The organism is Tabrizicola sp. (assembly GCF_030694085.1).
Taxonomy (GTDB): domain Bacteria; phylum Pseudomonadota; class Alphaproteobacteria; order Rhodobacterales; family Rhodobacteraceae; genus Tabrizicola.
Map to the genome: position 1 here is coordinate 52,575 of NZ_JAUXZE010000039.1, position 22,147 is coordinate 74,721.

Genomic DNA, 22,147 nt, shown 5'->3' on the forward strand with positions numbered 1-22,147 from the left:
GCGGGATGAAGCGCTTCAAGACCACCAAGGGCCTGATCGGGATCATCCTTCTGACGTTGATCGCCCTCATAGCCATCGTCGGCCCGATGGTCATCCCACCCGACGCCGCGACCAAGATGGACATGCTCGCCCGCCGCTCACCGCCGACCTGGACGCACCTTCTGGGCACCGACCAGTTGGGCCGTGACATGCTGTACCGCGTCATCCTCGGCGCCCGCACGTCGCTGGAGATCGCCGTGACGGCCGTTCTGATGAGCATCGTCCTCGGCCTCCCCCTCGGCCTCGTTTCCGGCTACTTCGGCGGCTGGATTGACAACGTGCTGATGCGCCTTGTCGACACGCTTCTGGCCTTCCCGGCCCTCCTCCTTGCCCTCACCATCAGCGCGGTCCTTGGGCCTAACCTGCAGAACACCATCATCGCCATCGGCATCGCCTTCACCCCCTACCTGGCACGCATCATCCGGGGCGAGGCGCTGAAGGTCGCGCAAATGCCCTATGTCGAGGCCGCGCGGGCCTCGGGCACCACCGACGGGATGATCATGCTGCGCCATGTCCTGCCGAACATCATGCCCGCGGTGATCGTGCAGGCCACCATCTCGCTTGCATTCGCCATCCTGGCCGAGGCGGGACTTTCCTTCCTCGGCCTTGGAACGCAGCCCCCGGCGGCGAGTTGGGGCCTGATGATCCAGGCCAGCCGCGATCAGCTGGACGTGGCCCCCTGGACCGCGCTCGTCCCCGGCGCGGCGGTGGCGCTGACGGTCCTTGGCCTCAACATGTTTGGGGACGTCCTGCGCGACATCCTTGATCCGAAGTCGAAATAGGGGGTGGCGATGAAGGACATCGTTTCAGTCGATCACCTGAGGGTCGAATTCGCCACCGACAGCGGCCCTGTCGTGGGGGTCGAGGATGTGTCCTTCACCATCGCGCCCGGCGAGACGGTCTGCGTCGTCGGCGAAAGCGGGTCGGGCAAGTCCGTGACCTCGCTCTCGCTCATGCGCTTGGTCGAATTCGGCGGCGGGACCATCGCGGCAGGGGCCTTGCGCTTCCGGCGCGCGGACGGCACCGAACTGGACGTCGCCGCCGCCTCGCCCTCTGTCATGGGCGAAGTGCGCGGCAACGAGATCGGGATGATCTTTCAAGAGCCGATGACCGCGCTCAACCCCGTCTTCACCATCGAACGCCAGCTGACCGACGGTCTCATGCTGCACAAGGGCCTCAGCCAGGCCCAGGCCAGCGCCCGCGCCCTCGACCTGCTGCGCAGCGTCCGCATCCCCGAACCCGAACGCCGCCTGAAGCAATACCCGCACGAACTGTCCGGCGGCATGCGCCAGCGGGTCGTCATCGCAATGGCAATGGCCTGCGAGCCGAAGCTTTTGATCGCGGATGAGCCCACCACCGCCCTCGACGTCACGATCCAGGCCGAGATCCTCGCCCTCATCAACCGCCTCAAGCGCGAGAACGGGATGGCCGTCCTGTTCATCACGCACGACATGGCGGTCGTCGCGCAGATGGCTGACCGGGTCGTCGTCATGTACCGCGGACGCATCGTCGAGACCGGGACCGTGGACCAGATCTTCACCGCGCCGAAGGAAGACTACACCAAGGCCCTCCTCGCCGCGGTCCCGAAACTGGGCGAGATGAAGGGCAAGCCCGCCCCCGAACGCATGCGCCTGATCGGGGACGAAAGCGCGCGCGCCGCCCGCATCGCCCCCGTGGCGCGCAAACCCCAGGTCCTGCTGGATGTCCGGCATCTCACCACCCGCTTTCCCGTCAAGGGCGGCATCCTGCGCCGAACCGTGGCGCAGGTGCATGCAGTCGAGGATGTCAGCTTCACCCTCAACGTCGGCGAAACCCTTGCCCTCGTCGGCGAATCCGGCTGCGGGAAATCCAGCTGCGGCCGATCGATCCTGCGCCTGGTCCAGCCCACCAGCGGCGAGGTCTGGATCGGCGGTCGCGACATCGGCGCACTAAGCCACCATGACCTGAGACGCGCGCGGGCCGACATGCAGATGGTGTTCCAGGACCCCTTCGCCAGCCTGAACCCCTACCGCCGCCTGAAGGACCAGGTGGCCGAACCCATCGTCAACTTCGGCCTCGCCTCGGGGGCTGCGCTGAAAGCCCGCGTCGAGGAACTCTTCGACCGCGTCCACCTCCCCCGCACCTTCCTGAACCGCTTCCCGCACGAACTGTCCGGCGGCCAGCGCCAGCGCGTCGCCATCGCCCGCGCCCTTGCCGTCAACCCCAAGCTGATCGTCGCGGACGAAGCCGTCTCGGCGCTCGACGTGTCGGTCCAGGCGCAGGTCCTGAATCTGATGATGGAGCTGCAGGAAGACCTCGGCCTCTCCTACCTCTTCATCTCCCACGACATGGCCGTCGTCGAACGCGTGGCCCATCAGGTGGGCGTGATGTATCTTGGCCGCATCGTCGAAATCGGCCCCCGCGCGGCGATCTTCGAGAATCCCTCGCACAGCTACACGCGCCAGCTTCTGTCGGCGGTTCCCATCGCCGACCCGACCAAACGCCGCTTTGCCGATGACCTGTCGTTCAAGCCGATCAAATCACCGATCTTTCCGCTGGGGCACCAACCCGCCCCATCGGTTTATACCGAAGTGGCCACCGGCCATTTCGTCCTGAAGGACTAGGGAGGAACCCATGCCGATCAAGAACCGTCTGGCCGAGATGCAGGCCGAGATCACCGCCTGGCGCCGTGACCTGCACGAAAACCCCGAACTCATGTACGACGTCCACCGCACCGCCGCCACCGTCGCCGACCGCCTGCGCGAGTTTGGCTGCGACGAGGTCGTGACCGGCATCGGCCGCACCGGCGTCGTCGGTGTGATCAAGGGCAAGACCGACAGCCGTGGCCACGTCGTGGGCCTGCGCGCCGACATGGACGCCCTGCCGATCCTGGAGGCGACCAACCTGCCGTATGCCTCGAAAACCCCCGGCAAGATGCACGCCTGCGGCCATGACGGGCACACCGCCATGCTTCTGGGGGCCGCGAAATACCTCTGCGAGACGCGCAACTTCGACGGCCGCGTCGCCGTGATCTTCCAGCCCGCCGAGGAGGGCGGCGCGGGCGGAGAGGCGATGGTGAAGGACGGGTTGATCGAACGGTTCGGCATCAAGGAAGTCTACGGGATGCACAACTCCCCCGGCCTGCCCGTCGGCCAGTTTTCCATCAAGGCCGGCCCGTTCTACGCCGCCACCGACAACTTCACCGTCCACCTGACCGGCAAGGGCGGCCACGCCGCCTATCCGCACCGCACTGTCGACACCACCGTCATGGCCTGCCAGACGGTGATGGCGCTGCAGACCATCGTCTCGCGCAACTCGGACCCCTTGGAGTCCATCGTCGTCTCCGTCACCTCGATGAGAACCGAATCCGAAGCCTGGAACGTCATCCCCGAACGCGTCGAATTGCGCGGCACCGTCCGCACCTTCGACGCAGGGGTGCGCAAACTGGCCGAAGAGCGGTTCCGCGCGCTGGTCGAAGGCACCGTGGCGGGCTTCGGCGGGTCGGTCCAGATCGACTGGCGACCGGGCTATCCGGCGATGGTCAATGCCGAACCGGAAACCGACTTCGCCGCCAAGGTCGCCGAAAGGATCGGTGGCGCGGGGTCGGTGGACGCCAACTGTCCCGCGATCATGGGCGGCGAGGATTTCGCCTACATGCTTGAGGTCGTCCCCGGAGCCTACATCCAGGTCGGCAACGGCGACACCGCCGAAGTCCACCACCCTGCCTACAACTTCAACGACGAGGCGATCCCCTTCGGCGCCTCCTACTGGGCCGAGCTTGTCGAAACCCGCATGCCCGCGGCCTGAAAGGAACGCAGATGGACTGGTCCGAATACCTCGACGCGCATCAGGCGCGCTTCGTGGATGAACTCATCGACTTCGTCCGCATCCCCTCGGTCTCGGCGGCCACGGCGCATGTCGCCGACGTGGTGGCCGCGGGCGACTGGGTTGTCGAACGCCTGAAGGCTGCGGGCATGGAAAACGTCCGCATGCTGCCGACCGAAGGCCACCCGGTCGTCTATGCCGACTGGCTGCACGCAGGCCCAGGCAAGCCCACTGTCCTGATCTACGGCCATTTCGACGTGCAACCGGCGGAACCCTTCGACCTCTGGCAGACCCCACCCTTCGAACCCCAGGTCCGCGACGGCAAGGTCTGGGGCCGGGGTGCCTCGGACGACAAGGGCGGCATGCTGATCCCCATCCTGTCCGTCGAGGCGATGCTGAAAACCCAGGGCCGCCTTCCCGTCAACGTGAAGCTCTTCTTCGAGGGGCAAGAGGAAATCGGCTCGCCCCACCTGCCCGCCTTCATCAAAGAGAATGGCGCGATGCTGAAGGCCGACATGATCTTCTCCGCCGATGGCAGTCAGTGGGGCGAGGACCAGCCGAACCTGATCACCGGCCTCAAAGGCCTCGTCGCCGCAGAGATCACCGTCAGCGGCGCGAAGGGCGACCAGCACTCCGGCCAGCAGGGCGGCGGCATCGCCAACCCGATCCAGGGCCTCGCGCAGATCATCGCCTCGATGAAGGGGGCCAACGGCAAGATCACTGTCCCCGGCTTCTACGACGATGTCATCGACCTGACGGTCGAGGACCGAGAAGCCTTCGCCCGTATCCCCTTCGATGAGGCCACCTATATCGAAGACCTCGGCGTGCCCGATATCTTCGGCGAGGAAGGCTACACCACCCGCGAACGGCTTTGGGGCCGCCCGACGCTTGAGATGAACGGGATCTGGGGCGGCTGGCAGGGGAATGGCATCAAGACCGTCCTTCCCGCCGAAGCCCATGCCAAGATCACCTGCCGCCTGGTCGCCAACCAGAAGCCCGACGCGATCTTCGACCTTCTCCGCGCCCATATCGAGACGGCGTGCCCGCAGGGCCTTCGGGTATCGGTCAAGCGGCTTGCCGGAAGCGCGGACCCGTTCCTGGTGCCCCCCGGCCACAACGCCAGCACCGCAGCCGCCGAAGTCCTGACCGAGGTCTACGGCAAGGCCCCATACGTCACCCGCACCGGCGGCTCGATCCCGGTCATGACCATGCTGCTGAACGAGCTTGGCGTCCACGCCACTGTCTTCGCCTTCGGGATGAACGACGAGAACCTGCACGCCCCGAACGAATTCTTCCGCCTGTCGAACTTCCGCACCGGCCAGACCGCCTATTGCAAGCTTCTGGAGCGTCTCGGCTAGGTCGCGACCGCACTGGCGGCGCAGCAGGGCGATGGGGCCAAGTCGGTCTGGGGCCGGTCTGGGGCCGGTTTGGGGCCGGTTTGGGGCCGGTCTGGCGCGCGATGGCGGGCGGGGTGCCGGTCCCGGACGGCCCGATGGGCACCTTCCCTGACGTCCGGTCTCAGCCGGGTCGCGCCGACACCTCCTGGCCCGATGTGCGGGACTGCATCCACTTCAGCAGCTTCACCAGCGCCCGGCTGGGCGTCCTGACCTGGGGCCAGACCAGATGATAGGCCCCGTCGACGTCGGTATATGCCGCGATTGCCGGGCGCAGACGCCCCGCAAGGAATTCGGCCTCGGCCAGGAAGGCCGGCAGAAGTGCCACACCAAAGCCCAGCGCCGCCGCCTCGGCCATCTGGCTGAACTGGTCGAACAGCATCCCCCGCAGGTGACCCGCCGGACAGCCCTGCCGCGCGAACCAGTCCTCCCAGGCGCCAGGTCGGCTCTCCAGATGCAGAAGCGGCAGAGCCAGCAGATCCTGCGGCACCAGCGGCCCCTCCCCCGCCAGCCCAGGCGCGCAAGCCGGGATCACCCGCTCGCGCGCCAGCTCCAGATGGTTCGCCCCAGGCCAGTCCGCTCCGCCGAAGTGGATCGCCGCATCGAAAGGCTCACGCGTGAAGTCGAAGGGTGACAGCCGCGTGCCAAAATTCAGCGTGATGTCCGGGTTCTCTTCGGCGAACCGGCGCAGGCGCGGCAGCAGCCAATGTGTCCCGAAGGCCGGCAGCACCGCGATGTTCAGGCTTGACTGTTCGCCCGCCGCGCGGATCTTCAGGCTGGCCCGCGCCAGGTCCTGCAGGTAGTCGCGGATCGACGCCGCATAGTCCGTGCCCGCCTGGGTCAGTGCCAGCCCCTTCCCCTCGCGCCGCATCAGCGTCACCCCGATCTGGTCCTGAAGCGCCTTCAGCTGCCGGCTGACCGCCGAATGGGTCAGCGCCAGCTCTTCCGCCGCCGCCGTGGCGCTGCCCAGGCGCTCCACTGCCTCCAGCGCCAGAAGCGAACTGATCGAAGGCAGAAAACGGCGCGGGGCGATCATGTGAGTTTTTCTCCAAGGTAATGACCAACATGTCGCTCATTTTCAGGCCAAAGGCCAGCTAGACTGGAGCCGGACGGCAAGGGACAGGACGACGATGACCGCAACATTCGCCCGGGCGGACCGCATCTGCGGGCTTGAGGTTTCCGAGATCGTGCAGATTTCCGAACAGGCCGCCGCCTTGCGCGCCACGGGCCGCGACGTCGTCTCGCTGTCCACCGGAGAACCGGATTTCCCGACCCCCGACCATGTGATCCAGGCCGCGCATCAGGCCGCCCTGCAAGGCCAGACCCGCTACACCGCGAACAGCGGCACCACCCCCCTTCGCGCAGCCATCGCGGCGGATGCAGGTGTCACGGTGGCCGAGGTGATCGTCTCGACCGGCGCAAAGCAGGTGATCGCCAATGCGATGCTGGCGACCCTGAACCCCGGCGACGAGGTAGTGATGCCCGCGCCCTTCTGGACCAGCTATGCCGACATCGTCAGCATGGCGGGGGGGCGGCCCGTGGTGGTCCCCAGCCCGATGGAGGCAGGCTTCCGACTGTCGCCGCAGGCGCTGGAGGCCGCCATCACGCCCCGCACCCGTTGGCTGATGCTCAACACCCCGTCCAACCCCACGGGCGCGATCTACACCACCGAAGACCTCCGCGCGCTGGCCCAGGTGCTGGCCCGCCATCCGCAGGTCTGGGTCCTGTCGGACGAGATCTACCGCCACCTGAACTTCGTCCCCTTCACGCCCTTCACCGAAGCTGCCCCGAACCTTCGCGACCGCACCCTGACCGTCGATGGCGTTTCCAAGGCCTATGCGATGACCGGCTGGCGGATCGGCTGGGGCATCGGCCCCAAGGCCCTGATCGGTGCGATGGGAACCGTGCAGGGGCAGGTGACGTCGGGCGCCTCCTCGGTCTCGCAAGCCGCAGCACTTGCCGCGCTGACCGGCGACCAGTCGCTCCTCGACACCCGCCGCAAGGCATGGCGCGTGCGCCGCGACCGAGTGGTCGACGCGCTGAACGCCTTGCCCGGCATCGACTGCCCCCTCCCCGACGGGGCCTTCTACGTCTTCCCCCGCATCACCGCCGCGATGGAGGCCACCGGCCACCCGACCGACGCCGCCTTCTGCCGCTGGCTGCTGCACGACCACGGCATAGCCCTTGTCCCCGGTCGCGCCTTCGGCCTTCCCGGCCACCTGCGCCTTTCCTTCGCCTATTCCGACGCCGACCTGACCCGTGGCCTGTCCCGCATCGCCGCCGCGCTGGAGACCCGCTGATGGACCGCTGCGACATCGTCCACGACAATTTCATGCGCCGCGTTGCTGCCCGCGACCTGCCCGCGGGTCGCGCACCGCAAGGCCCCCTGCCCAAGACCCTCGCCGTCTCCCTCTACCGCTCCGGCTGCCTCAGCCGCGCCCTGGACCGCCAAAGCCGCGCCATGCAGCGCGCGGGCCAGGGCTTCTACACCATCGGCTCCTCGGGCCACGAAGGCCTGGCCGCCGTCGCCGCCGCCCTGCGCCCCACCGACATCGCATTCCTCCACTACCGCGACGCGGCCTTCCAGATCGCAAGGGCCGAACAGGTCCCCGGCCAGGCCATCACCCGTGACATGCTCCTCTCCTTCGCCTCCTCGTCCGAGGACCCGATCTCCGGCGGCCGCCACAAGGTCCTGGGAAGCCGCGCGCTGATGATCCCGCCGCAGACCTCGACCATCGCCAGCCATCTGCCCAAGGCCGTCGGGGCCGCCTATGCCATCGCCGCCGCCCGCCGCCACCGGCCCGAACACGCGATCCTCCCGGACGACGCCATCGCCTATTGCAGCTTCGGCGACGCCTCGGCCAACCACTCCACCGCCCAAGGCGCCTTCAACGCCGCGCAGTGGACGAGCTACCAGTCCGTGCCGCTGCCGCTGCTGTTCTGTTGCGAGGACAACGGTATCGGCATTTCCACCAAGACCCCGACCGGCTGGATCGCCGCGACCTTCGCCAATCGCCCCGGCCTGAAATACTTCTCCTGCGACGGCCTTGATCTCTACGACACCTACGCCACCGCTCTGGAGGCAGCCGACTACGTCCGCACCCGCAAGAAACCCGCCTTCCTCCACGTCCGCACCATCCGGCTTTACGGCCACGCCGGGGCCGACATGCCCACCACCTACCTGCCCCGTGAGGAGGTCGAGGCCGAGGAAGCCAACGACCCCCTCCTCCACTCTGTCCGCCTGCTGGATCAGGCCGGGGCCCTGACCCCGGATCAGGCGCTGGTGATCTACACCCAGACTGCCGACCGCGTCGCCCGCGTCGCCGCCGAGGCCGTCACCCGCCCCCGCCTGACGACCGCGCCCGACGTGATGGCCGCCATCATCCCGCCCCGCCGCGACAACCGGCCGACCAACGGCCCCAGCCAACAGGCCCGCGAACAGGCTTTCGGCGGCGACCTGAAGGCGATGGCCGAACCGCAGATCATGTCGCGCCTGATCAACTGGGCGCTGACCGACCTGATGCTGACCCACCCCGAGATCGTGATGATGGGCGAGGATGTGGGTCGAAAGGGTGGCGTCTACGGTGTCACGCAGAAGCTGACCCAGCGCTTCGGCCCCGACCGGATGATCGACACGCTGCTGGACGAGCAATCCATCCTCGGCCTCGCCATCGGCATGGCGCAGAACGGCTTCGTCCCGATGCCGGAAATCCAGTTCCTCGCCTATGTCCACAACGCCGAGGACCAGATCCGGGGCGAGGCGGCGACGCTGCCCTTCTTCTCCAACGGCCAGTTCACCAACCCGATGGTGATCCGCATCGCGGGACTTGGCTACCAGAAGGGCTTCGGCGGGCATTTCCACAACGACAACTCGCTCGCCGTCCTGCGCGATATCCCCGGCGTGATCCTGGCAGTGCCCTCGAACGGGGCCGACGCCGCGATGATGCTGCGCGAATCCGTGCGCCTCGCGCGTGAGGAACAGCGCGTCGTCGTCTTCGTGGAACCGATCGCGCTTTACCCGATGCGCGACCTTCTTGCCGACAAGGACGGCGGCTGGATGCGCCGCTACCCCGACCCCTCCCAGACCATCCGCCTGGGCGAGGTCGGCACTGACGGCACAGGCACCGACCTTGCCATCGTCACCTTCGGCAACGGTTGCTACCTGTCGCAGCAGGCCCGCCCCGAACTGGAAGCCGCAGGCCTGAAGACCCGGATCATCGACACCCGCTGGCTCTCGCCTCTGCCCAAACCGGCGCTGACCGAAGCCGTCAAAGGCTGCAAACACATCCTGATCGTCGATGAGACCCGCCACACCGGCGGCGTCGCCGAGGGCCTGATGGCGCATTTCCACGAGGCCGCCCCCGGCACCCCCCTCGCCCGCCTGACCGCCGAGGACAGCTTCATCGCCACCGGCCCGGCCTATGCGGCCACGATGCCGTCCAAGGACCGGATCGTCGCCGCCGCCCGCGCGCTAACGGGGGCCAAGCCATGACCCGCAAGACCGCCGTCGTCATCTGCCCCGGTCGCGGCACCTACAATGCCACCGAACTCGGCTACCTTGGCCGCAATTTCCCGGACCCTGCGCTGCTCTCCCGCTTCGACACCCTGCGCACCGCAGCCGGACAGGACAGCCTAACCGCCCTTGACGGGGCCGACCGCTTCACCCTCGCCCGCCACACCCGCGGCGACAACGCGAGCGCCCTGATCTACGCCGCCACGCTGGGGGATTTCCTCTCCCTCGAGCGGCAAAGCATCGACGTGGTCGCCGTGACCGGCAATTCGATGGGCTGGTACTCCGCCCTCGCCTGCGCCGGGGCCGTGACGCCGGAAGACGGTTTCACCATCGCCAACACGATGGGCCGCCTGATGCAATCCGCGCTGATCGGCGGCCAGTTGGTATATCCGTGGGTGGATGAAGACTGGGTCCCCCGCCCCGCCCGCAAGGCCGCGCTCCTGGCGCTTGTCGCCGACATCGCCACCCGCCGCGACCACGCGCTTTCCCTCTCCATCGACCTTGGTGGCCTTCTGGTCCTGGCCGGGAACGAGGCGGGGCTCAAGGCGTTCGAGACCACCGTCGACCCCGTGCAAGGCCGTTTCCCGATGCGCCTTGGCAACCACGCGGCCTTCCACACCGCGCTGCAAGCCCCCGTCGCCGCGCAAGGCCGCACAGCCCTCCCTCCGACCCTCATCACCCAGCCGCTTCTCCCCCTGATCGACGGGCGAGGCGCGATCTGGTGGCCGGGGGCAACCGACTCCACCGCGCTGCACGCCTACACCCTCGGCCATCAGGTGACCGAGACCTACGACTTCACCGCCGCCATCCGCACCGCCGCCCACGAATTTGGCCCCGACCTGTTCATCGTCACCGGTCCCGGCACCACGCTGGGCGGGGCCGTGGCGCAATCGCTGATCCTTGCCCGCTGGCGCGGCATGGGGGCCAAGGCGGATTTCCATAAACTGCAGGCCGAAAGCCCGCTGCTTGTCGCGATGGGGCTGCCCGACCAGCGCGCCCTCGCGACCCATGAAGGAGCCTAAGATGACCCACACCGCCACCCTCGCCGCCGCAGGCCTCACCCAGGCGGACCTGACCCAAGGCACCCTCATCGTCCGCTCCCCCATCGACGGCGCAGAACTGGCCCGGGTCCATGAGACCCCGGCATCCGAGATGCCCGGCATCATCGCCCGCGCCAAATCCGCCTTCACTCAATGGCGCACCGTCCCCGCCCCGCGCCGGGGGGAACTCGTCCGCTTGCTGGGCGAAGAACTTCGCGCCGCAAAGGCAGAACTCGGCGCTCTCGTCACACAGGAGGTCGGCAAGATCACCTCCGAAGGCCTGGGCGAAGTGCAGGAAATGATCGACATCTGCGACTTCGCCGTCGGCCTGTCCCGCCAGCTTTACGGCCTCACCATCGCGTCGGAGCGTCCCGGTCACCGCATGGCCGAAACCTGGCACCCGATCGGCCCCGTGGGCGTCATCAGCGCCTTCAATTTCCCCGTCGCCGTCTGGTCCTGGAACACGGCCCTTGCCCTGGTCTGCGGCAACCCGGTGATCTGGAAACCGTCCGAGAAGACCCCCCTCACCGCCATCGCCACCATGCGCATCATGGACCGCGCATTGGCCCGCTTTGGCGACGCACCGGATGGCCTGTGCCAACTTGTCATCGGCGGCCCCGACATCGGCGCGGCCCTCGTCGACAGCCCCGACGTCCCGGTCCTTTCCGCCACCGGCTCAACCCGCATGGGCGGGATCGTCGGGCCGAAGGTCGCCGCCCGCTGGGGCCGCCCGATCCTTGAGCTTGGCGGCAACAACGCGATGATCGTCGCGCCCTCGGCCGACCTCGACATGGCCGTCCGCGCCATCGTCTTCGGCGCCGTCGGCACCGCCGGCCAGCGATGCACCTCGCTCCGCCGCCTGATCGTCCACCGTTCGATCCGCGATGACCTGGTGGCCCGCCTGACCAAGGCCTACGCCAGCCTCTCCATCGGCGACCCGCGCGCAGAGGGCACCCTGATCGGCCCCCTCGTTGATCGGGCCGCCCGCGACCGGATGCTTGCCCAACTCGACCGCGCCCGCGCCGAGGGCGGCACCGTCCACGGCGGCCAGCCCGTCACCGATGGCGTCCCCGCTGGCGCCTACGTCACCCCCGCCCTCGTCGAGATGCCCGCCCAGACCGCCACTGTCCGCGAGGAAACCTTCGCCCCGATCCTTTACGTCCTGACCTACGACGCCTTCGATGACGCCATCGCCTTGCAGAACGACGTCCCCCAGGGCCTCTCCTCCTGCATCTTCACCCTCAACCTGCGCGAGGCCGAGACCTTCCTCTCTGCCGCCGGGTCCGACTGCGGCATCGCCAACGTCAACATCGGCCCTTCGGGGGCGGAAATCGGCGGCGCCTTCGGGGGCGAGAAGGAAACCGGCGGCGGGCGCGAAAGCGGCTCGGACGCCTGGAAGGGCTACATGCGGCGGCAGACCTCGACCGTGAACTACTCGGCCAGCCTGCCCCTCGCCCAAGGGGTCCGCTTTGATCTCTGAGCCAAACCTCTGGCGGGCCTCCGCGCGGGAAACCTTCTCCGCCCCGCCCCTGGACACCGACCGCACCGTCGACCTCGCCATCATCGGCGGCGGCTTCACCGGCTGCGCGGCGGCCCTGCAAGCCGCCCGACAGGGCGCGAGCGTCTGCCTGCTGGAGGCCGCAACCATCGGCCACGGCGGCTCCGGCCGCAACGTCGGCCTCGTCAACGCGGGCCTTTGGCTGCCCCCCGACACCGTCCGCGCCCAGATGGGCGAAGCCGCCGCGACCAGACTTCTCACCACCCTCGCCGAAGCCCCCGCCCGCGTCTTCGCCCTGATCGACCGCGAAGTCATCGACTGCGAGGCCACCCGCAACGGCACCCTCCACCTCGCCCATTCCCCGAAGGGCATGGTCGACCTCACCGAGCGCCACCGCCAGGGCCGCATGATGGGCGCACCACTGGCGCTTCTGGACGCCGCCGAGACCGCCCGACGCACCGGCTCCACAGCCTTCCACGGCGCGCTTTTCGACCCCCGCGCCGGGACGATCCAGCCCCTCGCCTATGTCCGCGGTCTGGCGCGGACGGCAGCACAGGCCGGCGCGATCCTGCATGAACGCAGCCCCGTCCAGTCGATCATCCGCCAGGCCGACCTCTGGCACATCAATTCCGGCGCCCACACCCTCCGGGCCCGCCGCCTGCTTGTCGCGACCAATGCCTACCACCTGCCCGTCGGCCCCGCCTTCCAGCCCGCCTTCGTCCCCGTCCACTACTGCCAATACGCCACCGCCCCCCTGCCCCCCGCCCTTCTGGACACCATCCTGCCCAAAGGCGAAGGCTGCTGGGACACCGCGCTCATCATGTCTTCGGTCCGCCGCGACCGGGCCGGGCGGCTCATCATCGGCGGCATCGGCAACGGCGACGGCCCCGGCGCGCGGGTCCACGCCACCTGGGCGCGCCGCAAGCTTGCCGCCCTATACCCCGCCCTGAAGGGCACCCCCCTCACCCATGGCTGGAGCGGCCGGATCGCCATGACCGGCGACCACGTCCCCAAGGTCGTCGCCTTCGGCCCCGACGCCTATGCCATCTTCGGCTACTCCGGTCGCGGCATCGGTCCCGGCACGGTCTTCGGCACCGAAGCCGCCCGCGCGCTTCTGACCGGCAGCGACGCCCCCCTCCCCGTCGCCCCCATCCGCCAGCACCGCGAAACCCTCCCCGCCGCCCAGGCCGCATACTTTGAGACCGGAGCCTGCCTGACCCACGCGCTCGCCGCCCGCTAACCCCGCGCCTGGGCTAAGAGCCAGTCTCGCACCTCCAGCGCCGGTCGGGCCAGTGTCGCGTCGCGCGGCCAGATGACGTGGAAATCCATCCCCGTCACCAGCGCATGATCCGTCAGCCGCACCAGCACCCCTTGGCCGATCAACCCCTCGACCAGATGCCGCCAGCCCAGCGCGACACCCTGCCCCGCGATCACCGACTGCACCACCAGCACATAGTCATTGATCTGCAAGCCCTTCGGAACCCGCCGACCCTCCACGCCCACCGAGGCGAACCAGTCCCGCCAGGTCGCCGCCTGCCGGAACGGCTCCTCCAGGTGGATCAGCTGATGGCCCAGCAACTCCTCCGGCCCCACAGGCCGCGCACGCCCCGCCAGATACCCTGCCCCACAGACCGGCCAGATCTCCTCCGCCGCCAAAGGCCGCGCCTCATACTGCGGCCAGTCCGCCGGATTGCCGCCCCGCACCCCCAGGGGAATCCCCTCGCCCACTAGATCCAGGTCGTGATCCCCGGTCTGGATGCGCAGGTCGATCTGCGGCAGGTCCGCCCGCAACTGCGCCATGCGCGGCACCATCCAGAAGGCCGCAAAGGCCGTGGAACAGGACAGCGTCACATGCCCCTCCGCCGCCGTCCGCAAATCGCGGGCCGAGCGCTGGATGTGGGACAGCCCGATCGCCACGTCGGCATGAAACCGCGCCCCCGCTGCCGACAGCCGCACCCGCCGATGTTCGCGCAGGAACAGCGTTGTCCCCAGATGTTCCTCCAGCCGGTGCACCGCATAGGACACCGCCGCCTGCGTCATCCGCAATTCCCGCGCCGCTGCGGTGAAGCTGCCATGCCGCCCCGCCGCCTCGAAGACGACAAGGGCGTTGATCGACGGCACCAGAGATCGCAGGTTTTCCATAAACCCAGCTTATCAACTCTATCAGCCTTTTCCAGCGTCACGCCGACGCCCGCGCCGGATAACATGGCCGCGACTTATCGAAGGACCACGATCATGGCCGACGGCGACATCCCGGAAAAACGGCAGCGCGGCGGGCGGCAGAAGATGCGCGACGCCCGTGTGGGAGTCGAGGCTGGGGTCCACCGCCCCTACATCACCCGCGGCATCCCGACCTATGACATCCTGTCCGAAGACAGCCTGACGAAGATCGAGGCCACCGCCGACCGCATCCTGGCCGAGATCGGGATCGAGCTTCGCGACGACGTCGAGGCCATGCAGCTTTACAAATCCGCAGGCGCCGAGGTGACGGAAACCACCCAGAACATCTGGCGCGTGAAATTCCCCCCCGCCATGCTGCGCGAGATCCTGAAGACCGCCCCCGCCGTCTTTGCGCAACACGCCCGCAATCCGGCCAACACCGTGCAGATCGGCGGCAACAACGTCGTCTTCGCGCCCTCCTACGGGTCGCCCTTCGTGATGGACCTTGACCGGGGCCGCCGCTACGGCACGATCGAGGACTTCCAGAACTTCATCAAGCTGGCGCAAAGCTCACCCTGGCTGCACCACTCTGGCGGCACGGTCTGCGAACCCACCGATGTCCCGGTGAACAAGCGCCATCTGGACATGGTCTACAGCCACATCCGCTATTCCGACCGGGCCTTTCTGGGGTCGATCACCGCGCCGGAACGCGCCGCCGACAGCGTCGAGATGGCCCGTATCCTCTTCGGGGCCGAGTTCACCGACCAGAACTGCGTCGTCATGGGCAACTTCAACACCACCTCGCCCCTGGTGATCGACGGGGTGACGGCGGCGGGCATCCGCACCTATGCCGCCGCGAACCAGGGCTCGATCCACCTGCCCTTCCTTCTGGGCGGCGCCGTCGCGCCCCTGACCATCGCCGGCATGGTCGCGCAGGGACTGGCCGAATCGATGGCCTCCTGCGCGCTGGCCCAGCTGACCCGCCCCGGCGCGCCGGTGATCCTTGCCTCGTTCTTCTCGTCGATGTCGCTCAAGACCGGCTCGCCCACCTTTGGCATGCCCGAACCCGCCATCGGCTCGCTCGCGATGGGCCAGCTTGCCCGCCGCCTGAACCTGCCGCTGCGCTGTGCGGGGAACTTCTCGACCTCCAAGCTCCCCGACGGCCAGGCCATGTGGCAAAGCATGATGTCGATGATGTCCGCCGTGCAGGGCGGGGCCAACTACGTCCTGCACTCGGCGGGCTTCCTCGACGGCCTGCTGTCGATGTCCTACGAAAAGGTCGTGATGGACACCGACATCTGCGGCGCGCTGCACTCCTACCTCGACGGGATGGCGGTGAACGAGGACACGCTGGCCTTCGAGGCGCTGAACGAGCTTGGGCCCGGCCAGCACCTCTTTTCCACCCAGCACACGCTGCGCCACTATGAAACCGCCTACTGGGACTCCGCGCTCGACGACAACCAACCGTGGGAGACCTGGGACGAACAGGGCGGCATCGACTATGCCCAGCGCGCCAACACCCGATGGAAGAAGATCCTGCGCGACTATCAGACGCCCCCGCTGGACGAAGGCATCGACGAGGCGCTGCAGGACTTCATGGCGCGGCGCAAAGAGTCGATGGCGGATATGTGGTATTGAGGGGTGACCGTTAACAAAGCCTGAACGCCCAGGCGCAAACCCTTGATTTCCCTTGACCCGCAGGGTCTGTCCACCGTGGACAGGCCCGCCCTTCCCCGTTGGTCGCCCGGCGGCTATCCTGCGGCCCATGACGGAAAACCGCATCTCCGCGCCCGCCCCGGCCCCGCTTCTGCGCGACCCCGTCACGCCGCCGACCCGAGTGACCTTCGTCCTCGTCCCCCGCTTCAACATGGCGACGCTCATCACCCTGATCGAACCCCTCCGCGTCGCCAACTACCTCGCCCCTCAGCCGCTTTATCAATGGGAGATCCTGTCCCCGGACGGTGCCGAGATCCCCGCCTCGAACGGCCTGACCATCTCCGCCCAACCCCTCTCCGACCGCAACCGCCGTGGCGAGGCGATCTTCGCCCTCGGCTCCTGGGGTGCCGAAGACTATGCGAACCGCGACCTCCTCGCCTGGCTCCGCCGCCAGTCCCGCGACGGCGCCCGGCTTTGTGCGGTTGAACTCGGCTGCTACCTTCTTGCCAAGGCTGGCCTCCTGACCGACACCCCCATCGCAACCCACTGGTCCTGGGCGCCGGGCTTTCAGGAACGCTACCCCGACATCCCGCTAGTCGAGCAGCTTTACACCTTGGACGAGCCCATCTTCTCCTGCGCTGGCGGCATGGCCGGTGTCGACCTGATGCTGCGCCTGATCGCCGGTCGCCACGGCGACAGCTTGGCAGGCGAGGTCGCCGACCAGATGCTCCACCAGCCGATCCTCCCCCCCGAGGCCCCCCAGCGTCGCACCCTGGGTCAGGGCACCGACCAGTTCTCGCCCACGCTCCGCGACGCCATCGCCCTGATCGAGGCGAACATCGCCGACCCGCTTGCTGTCCCCGAAATCGCCCAGCGCCTCGGCCTCTCGCAACGCCAACTCGAACGCCAGTTCCACAGGGGCCTTGGCTGCTCCATCGTGCAGTTCGGCACCCTGGTCCGGCTTCAACACGCCCGCGTCCTGTTGATCGCGACCAAGCTGTCGGTGCGCGAGATCGCCACCGCCACCGGCTTCAACGCGATGTCCCACTTCGCCGCCGCTTTCCGCAAATGCTTTGACCGTCGTCCCAGCGACTATCGCCAGGGCTGGGCCCCCAGCGAGGCCGCCCCCTCCTGGCCCGGCACCCTTAGCGCCTATATCGAGACGCTCCGCCTGCGCGCGGCCCGCGCAGTCCAGGGTCAAGCTACCTCGTTCGACGTCGTCTCCTCGTCGGAGGGACCCGGCGAGGAGAAGCCAAAGGCGCACGACGAGCGGCCCCAAGTAAACGACCGCTTCACGCGAAGGCCGGGATGACCTCCTTGCAGAACAGTTCCAGCGACCGCTTCTGTTCCTTCAGCCCCAGACCAAGGCTGGCGTAGTAGATGAACTCGTCCACCCCGATTGCCTGATACTCCTTCAACTTGGCGATCACCTCGTCCGGCGTGCCGAACATCAGGTTCCGGCTCAGCATCTCGGGGTCATACTCCGCCCGGTTCCCAAGCTGGTCGAAGGGGATCGACTTCGGAAAGCCGTTTTCGACGTCACCCATGTTCTTGAACAGGTTCTCGAACTGCGACAGCTGGCGTTGAGCCGCCCGGACCGGGATCATCCAGTCCTCCTTCCGGTCATAAAGCGCGGTGTGCCGCATCATCGCCATCGTCGGACGCTTGGCACCGGGGTTGTTCGCCAGCGCCTCGGCCAGCCGGTCCATGTACAACTGCGCCTCACCCATGTCGCGGGTCAGGGGCCAGGACTGGATGTTGCAGCCATGCCTGACCGCATAGTCATAGGTGATCGGCGCGCGGGCCGCGACCCAGACCGGGACATCCTTCTGCACCGGCTTCGGGCACGAGGTTGAGGCCGGGAACGACCAATGCTCCCCCTCATGCGCATAGTCGCCCTTCCACAACTCCCGGATCACGGGCAGCATTTCCTGCATGTAGCGCCAGGCGTCGGTCTGCTTCAGCCCCGGCCGCATCCGGTCGAACTCGCGCTGATAGGCGCCCGAGCCGATGCCGAACTCCAACCGCCCGCCCGAGATGAGGTCGACAAACGCCGCTTCGCCCGCTGCCTTGATCGGGTGCCAGTAGGGCGCGGCGATGACCGCCGTGCCCAGACGGATGTCGTTGGTATGCTCGGCCCACCAGGTCAGGATCGAAAACGGGTTCGGCGCGATGGTCATCTCCAGCGCGTGATGCTCGGCCGCCCAGGCGATGCGGAACCCGCCCGCGTCGGCCATCTGCACCATCTCCAGCGTGTGCTTGGCCACGTCCTTCATGGCAAGCGTGTCGTCGATCCGCTCCATGTTGATCGCAAGGTGGAATTTCATCTCGTATCTCCCTGAAATTTCAGCGCATCACGAAGGGGTTGGCGATGGGCTCGGATGAGGTGTTGACCCAGATCGTCTTGGGCCTTGTGTAGTCGTACATGGCCTGGAACCCGCTCTCGCGGCCGTAGCCCGAGCCCTTGACGCCGCCAAAGGCCGCGATGGGCGACACGGCGCGGTAGGTATTGACCCAGACGATCCCGGCGCGAATGGCCTTGGCCACCCACATCTGCCGCGCGCCGTTCAGGGTGAAGACGCCCGCCGCCAACCCATGCGCCGACTGGTTGGCCAGGCGGATCGCCTCGTCTTCAGTCTTGAACCGCAGCACCGACAGCACCGGCCCGAACAGCTCGGTGTCCACAATGGTCAGGTCCGGCGACGGGCAGTCGACAATCGTCGGCTCATAATAGGTCCCGCCCAGGCTCGGCTGCTTGCCCCCGGTCAGGACCTTGGCCCCTTCCTTGATCGCCAAAGCCACCTGCGCCTCGATCAACCGCACCTGCGCCTCGGTGCACAGCGGCCCCATTTGCGTCTCGTCTTCCAGCGGGTCGCCAATCCGGATCGCCTCCGCCGCCGCCACGAGCCGGGCCAGAAACTCCTCCGCCACCGCCTCATGCACGATCAACCGGGACCCCGCGACACAGCTTTGCCCCGTCGCACCAAAGATCCCCGCCACGCAGCCATTCACCGCGCTTTCAAGGTCCGCGTCCTCGAACACCACGAAGGGCGACTTGCCACCCAGCTCCAGCGACACCTCCGCGAAGTTCTCCGCCGAGTTCCGCACAATATGCCGCGCCGTCTCTGGCCCCCCGGTAAACGACACCCGCGCGACCAGGGGATGCGAGGTCAGCACCCGCCCCACCTCGCCATGCCCGCTGATGATGTTGACCACACCCGCCGGAAACCCCGCCGCCTCGATCAGCCGCCCGAACTCCAGCATCGGCACCGAGGCGTGTTCGGACACCTTCAAGACCACCGTATTCCCCGCCGCCAGGGCCGGTCCCAGCTTCACCGCCGACAGGAACAGTTGCGAATTCCACGGCACCACCGCCGCAACCACGCCCAACGGCTCGCGGTTGGTGAAGACCAGCATGTCCGGCTTGTCGATCGGCAGGACCTCGCCCGAAAGCTTGTCCGCGGCGCCTGCATAGAAGTGGAAGAACTCCGCGATGTATTTGGCCTGCCAGCGCGTCTCTTTCAGCATCTTGCCGGTATCCAGCGTCTCCGCCCGCCCAAGCTCCTCGGACGCATCGGCCAGCAAATCCCCCAGCTTGCGCAGGCACTTCCCCCGGGCGCTCGGGGTCATCCGCCCCCACTCGCCTGACAACGCCCGGTCCGCCGCCCGCACCGCCCGGTCCACATCTGCCGCCGTCGCCTCCGGCACCTCGGCCCAGACCTGACCCGTCACCGGCGAGACCGACGGAAACACCGCCCCGTCCGAGGCCCCGACCCATTCCCCGTCGATCAGCATCTGGCAGCGCTTGATCTCGCCCATTCCGTCCTCCGCTTCCTTCACCCTTGATGCCGCGCCTAAATGCCGCAGGTTTCCGATTTTCCGTCACCGCCTGACGAAAATCCGCACTCCGCGCCTTCGCCGGGATGACAAACCGAAACCCACGGAGGAGCGCATGAAAGAGATCATCGGCGGCCCGCTTGTCATCAACGGACGGCAGCTTTCGCTGTCGAAAGCCGTCCGCGCGGGCGATTTCGTCTTTCTCACCGGACAGGTCCCGATGGCGGGCGGCGAGGTCCTGACCACCGGCAGCATCGAGGACCAGACCCGCGCCTGCCTTGACCGGATCACCGAGACGCTGGCGCTGGCAGGTTGCACCCGCGACGATGTCGTGAAAACGATGGTCTGGCTGAAGGACCGCGCCGACTTCCCCGGCTTCAACGCCGTCTACGGCGACTACTTCCCCCTGAACCCGCCCGCCCGATCCGCGCTTGTCTCGGACTTCCTTGTCGACATCCGGGTCGAGGTCGAGGTCATCGCCTGGAAACCCCAAACATGATCGACCCGCACGGCACCAGCTACGACATCACCGGCCCCGAGGATGCCCCCGTCGTCGTCCTGATCCACGGCCTCGGCCTGACCCGCGCCGTCTGGCAATGGCTTGCGCCCGACCTCACGCAGTTCCGGGTTGTCACCTACGACCTGATCGGCCACGGCGAAACCGCGCCTCCGCAGGGCCAGCCGACGCTCAGGGACCTTGCCGACCAGCTTGCCGCCCTTCTCGATCACCTGCAGATCGACCGCGCCGCCCTCGTCGGCTTCTCGCTTGGCGGCATGGTCGCCCGCCGCTTTGCGCAGGACTACCGCGACCGCACCACCGCGCTCGTCGTCCTCCACTCCGCCCACAAGCGGACCGAGAAACAGCAAGGCGCCATCCTCTACCGCGTCGAGCAGGCGCGGGAGCACGGCCCCGAAGCCACCGTCGACCTGGCCCTGCAACGCTGGTATACCGAGGCCGCGCAAGCCAGCCGCCCCGACCTGATGGACCTGACCCGCAGATGGGTCCTGGCCAACCCGCGCGACATCTACGTCAAGCTCTACCGCATCCTTGCGCATGGCGTGGACGAGATCGTCGCGCCCGATCCCCCGATCACTGTCCCGACCCTTGTCCTGACCGGCGACGAAGACACCGGCAACGGCCCCGAGATGAGCATCGCCATCGCCACCGAAATCCCCCGCGCCCGGCTGGTGATCCTGAAGGGCCTGCGCCACATGGCGCTCGCCGAAGCACCAGAGGCCGTAAACCGCCCCGTCGTGGACTTTCTGACCAAGGTGCTGCGATGACCCCGAATACGACCATCGACCCCAAGGCCCTGCGCAATGCCTTTGGCGCCTTCGCCACCGGCGTCACCGTCATCACCACGCGCCAGCCCGACGGCACGCCCCGCGGGTTCACCGCGAACAGCTTTACCTCGGTCTCGCTTGACCCGCCCCTCCTCCTCGTCTGCCTGGCCCGGACCGCCCATTCGGCCGATGTCTTCGCAAACGCCCCGCATTTCGCCGTCAACATCCTGGCCCAGGACCAGAAGGCCGTCTCCGGCCTCTTCGCCTCGCGCGCGGCGGACAAGTTCGACCAATGCGCCTGGACCCCCGGCTCGGCGGGCGTGCCGCTGATCGACGGGTCGCTTGCCCGGTTCACCTGTGCCCGCCACCAGCTAGTCGACGCGGGCGACCACCTGATCCTGATCGGCCGCGTCGAAGACTTCGCCACCACCGAAGGCCAGCCCCTCGGCTACTTCCGGGGCAATTACTTTTCGATCGGCCTCGAGAAGGACCTCGCCGAAGCCGCCGCCGCGACGAAGGACAGCCGCCTCGGCGCGGTCCTGGCCTGCAATGACGGGGTCCTGCTCAAGGATGACGGCGACCAGCTTCGCCTGCCCCTCGCCCCGCATCCGACGCTGGACAGCCTCACGGCGAAACTCGCCGCCCTTGGCCTGACCCCGCTGATCGACTTCGTCTACGCCGCCTTCGACGACCGCACCACGGGCGGCCACGCCATCTATTACCACGGCTCCGTCTCTGGCCCCCTGCCTCCGGGCTACCGGATCGTCCCACTGGCCGACCTCGCACAGGCGCGGATCGCGAATCCCGCCGAAGCGCAGATGCTTGCCCGCTACGCGCAGGACTTCAGGAACGGCAGCTTCTCGATATACCACGGCACCGAAACCACGGGCCAAACCCGCCAGATCGGCGCCTGACTGAAAGG

At 67.8% G+C, this 22,147-nt stretch carries 18 protein-coding genes; 14 read left to right on the top strand and 4 right to left on the bottom strand.

Annotated elements, in window-relative coordinates; all coding sequences use genetic code 11:
• Positions 1-5: 5 nt before the first annotated feature.
• Genes Q8M85_RS09180 through Q8M85_RS09195 form a run of 4 tightly spaced genes read left to right on the top strand, consistent with a single transcriptional unit; the run spans position 6 to position 5,201 of the window.
• Complete coding sequence (locus tag Q8M85_RS09180; RefSeq protein ID WP_305543300.1) at positions 6-821, top strand: ABC transporter permease; 816 nt, start codon at positions 6-8, stop codon at positions 819-821.
• Positions 822-830: 9 nt separating this feature from the next.
• Positions 831-2,642 (top strand): ABC transporter ATP-binding protein, encoded by a 1,812-nt coding sequence (locus Q8M85_RS09185; protein ID WP_305543303.1) that lies wholly within the window; start codon positions 831-833, stop codon positions 2,640-2,642.
• A gap of 10 nt (positions 2,643-2,652) precedes the next feature.
• A complete protein-coding gene (locus tag Q8M85_RS09190; protein WP_305543306.1) occupies positions 2,653-3,825 on the top strand; it encodes a M20 aminoacylase family protein in 1,173 nt (390 codons plus the stop codon).
• An 11-nt stretch (positions 3,826-3,836) separates the two neighbouring features.
• Entirely contained in the window at positions 3,837-5,201 is a 1,365-nt protein-coding gene (locus tag Q8M85_RS09195; RefSeq protein WP_305543309.1) for a dipeptidase, read from the top strand.
• 160 nt (positions 5,202-5,361) lie between these two features.
• On the opposite strand, the gene Q8M85_RS09200 is transcribed toward Q8M85_RS09195, so the two are convergent.
• Positions 5,362-6,273, bottom strand: coding sequence for a LysR substrate-binding domain-containing protein (locus tag Q8M85_RS09200; RefSeq protein WP_305543311.1), 912 nt, complete (start codon positions 6,271-6,273; stop codon positions 5,362-5,364).
• A 94-nt stretch (positions 6,274-6,367) separates the two neighbouring features.
• Between Q8M85_RS09200 and Q8M85_RS09205 the strand changes: the two genes are divergently transcribed.
• The 5 genes from Q8M85_RS09205 to Q8M85_RS09225 are packed head-to-tail and all read left to right on the top strand — an operon-like array spanning position 6,368 to position 13,528.
• Positions 6,368-7,537 carry a pyridoxal phosphate-dependent aminotransferase gene (locus Q8M85_RS09205; protein ID WP_305543313.1) on the top strand — a complete coding sequence of 390 codons (1,170 nt, stop codon included), beginning with the start codon at positions 6,368-6,370 and terminating at the stop codon, positions 7,535-7,537.
• Complete coding sequence (locus Q8M85_RS09210) at positions 7,537-9,729, top strand: thiamine pyrophosphate-dependent enzyme (RefSeq protein WP_305543315.1); 2,193 nt, start codon at positions 7,537-7,539, stop codon at positions 9,727-9,729. Before Q8M85_RS09205 ends, Q8M85_RS09210 begins: the two co-directional genes overlap by 1 nt.
• Complete coding sequence (locus Q8M85_RS09215) at positions 9,726-10,772, top strand: ACP S-malonyltransferase (RefSeq protein ID WP_305543317.1); 1,047 nt, start codon at positions 9,726-9,728, stop codon at positions 10,770-10,772. The genes Q8M85_RS09210 and Q8M85_RS09215 overlap by 4 nt, the downstream gene beginning before the upstream one ends.
• A gap of 1 nt (position 10,773) precedes the next feature.
• A complete protein-coding gene (locus Q8M85_RS09220) occupies positions 10,774-12,270 on the top strand; it encodes an aldehyde dehydrogenase family protein (protein ID WP_305543320.1) in 1,497 nt (498 codons plus the stop codon).
• Positions 12,260-13,528, top strand: coding sequence for an FAD-binding oxidoreductase (locus tag Q8M85_RS09225; RefSeq protein WP_305543322.1), 1,269 nt, complete (start codon positions 12,260-12,262; stop codon positions 13,526-13,528). Before Q8M85_RS09220 ends, Q8M85_RS09225 begins: the two co-directional genes overlap by 11 nt.
• On the opposite strand, the gene Q8M85_RS09230 is transcribed toward Q8M85_RS09225, so the two are convergent.
• Entirely contained in the window at positions 13,525-14,430 is a 906-nt protein-coding gene (locus Q8M85_RS09230) for a LysR substrate-binding domain-containing protein (protein WP_305543325.1), read from the bottom strand. The genes Q8M85_RS09225 and Q8M85_RS09230 overlap by 4 nt on opposite strands.
• 93 nt (positions 14,431-14,523) lie before the next feature.
• On the opposite strand from Q8M85_RS09230, the gene Q8M85_RS09235 reads away from it, so the two are divergent.
• The gene (locus Q8M85_RS09235; RefSeq protein ID WP_305543328.1) at positions 14,524-16,086 is read left to right on the top strand and encodes a trimethylamine methyltransferase family protein; all 1,563 of its coding nucleotides are present in this window, start codon (positions 14,524-14,526) and stop codon (positions 16,084-16,086) included.
• A 127-nt stretch (positions 16,087-16,213) separates the two neighbouring features.
• A complete protein-coding gene (locus Q8M85_RS09240) occupies positions 16,214-17,416 on the top strand; it encodes a GlxA family transcriptional regulator (RefSeq protein ID WP_305543331.1) in 1,203 nt (400 codons plus the stop codon).
• On the opposite strand, the gene Q8M85_RS09245 is transcribed toward Q8M85_RS09240, so the two are convergent.
• Entirely contained in the window at positions 17,397-18,431 is a 1,035-nt protein-coding gene (locus Q8M85_RS09245; RefSeq protein WP_305543334.1) for an LLM class flavin-dependent oxidoreductase, read from the bottom strand. The genes Q8M85_RS09240 and Q8M85_RS09245 overlap by 20 nt on opposite strands.
• Positions 18,432-18,450: 19 nt before the next feature.
• Positions 18,451-19,923 (bottom strand): aldehyde dehydrogenase, encoded by a 1,473-nt coding sequence (locus Q8M85_RS09250; RefSeq protein ID WP_305543337.1) that lies wholly within the window; start codon positions 19,921-19,923, stop codon positions 18,451-18,453.
• A gap of 133 nt (positions 19,924-20,056) precedes the next feature.
• Between Q8M85_RS09250 and Q8M85_RS09255 the strand changes: the two genes are divergently transcribed.
• From Q8M85_RS09255 to Q8M85_RS09265, 3 genes are read left to right on the top strand one after another with little or no spacing between them, the layout of a single operon-like run.
• A complete protein-coding gene (locus tag Q8M85_RS09255; protein ID WP_305543340.1) occupies positions 20,057-20,440 on the top strand; it encodes a RidA family protein in 384 nt (127 codons plus the stop codon).
• The gene (locus Q8M85_RS09260) at positions 20,437-21,225 is read left to right on the top strand and encodes an alpha/beta fold hydrolase (protein ID WP_305543343.1); all 789 of its coding nucleotides are present in this window, start codon (positions 20,437-20,439) and stop codon (positions 21,223-21,225) included. The genes Q8M85_RS09255 and Q8M85_RS09260 overlap by 4 nt, the downstream gene beginning before the upstream one ends.
• Complete coding sequence (locus tag Q8M85_RS09265; protein ID WP_305543345.1) at positions 21,222-22,139, top strand: flavin reductase family protein; 918 nt, start codon at positions 21,222-21,224, stop codon at positions 22,137-22,139. Before Q8M85_RS09260 ends, Q8M85_RS09265 begins: the two co-directional genes overlap by 4 nt.
• Positions 22,140-22,147: the final 8 nt, after the last annotated feature.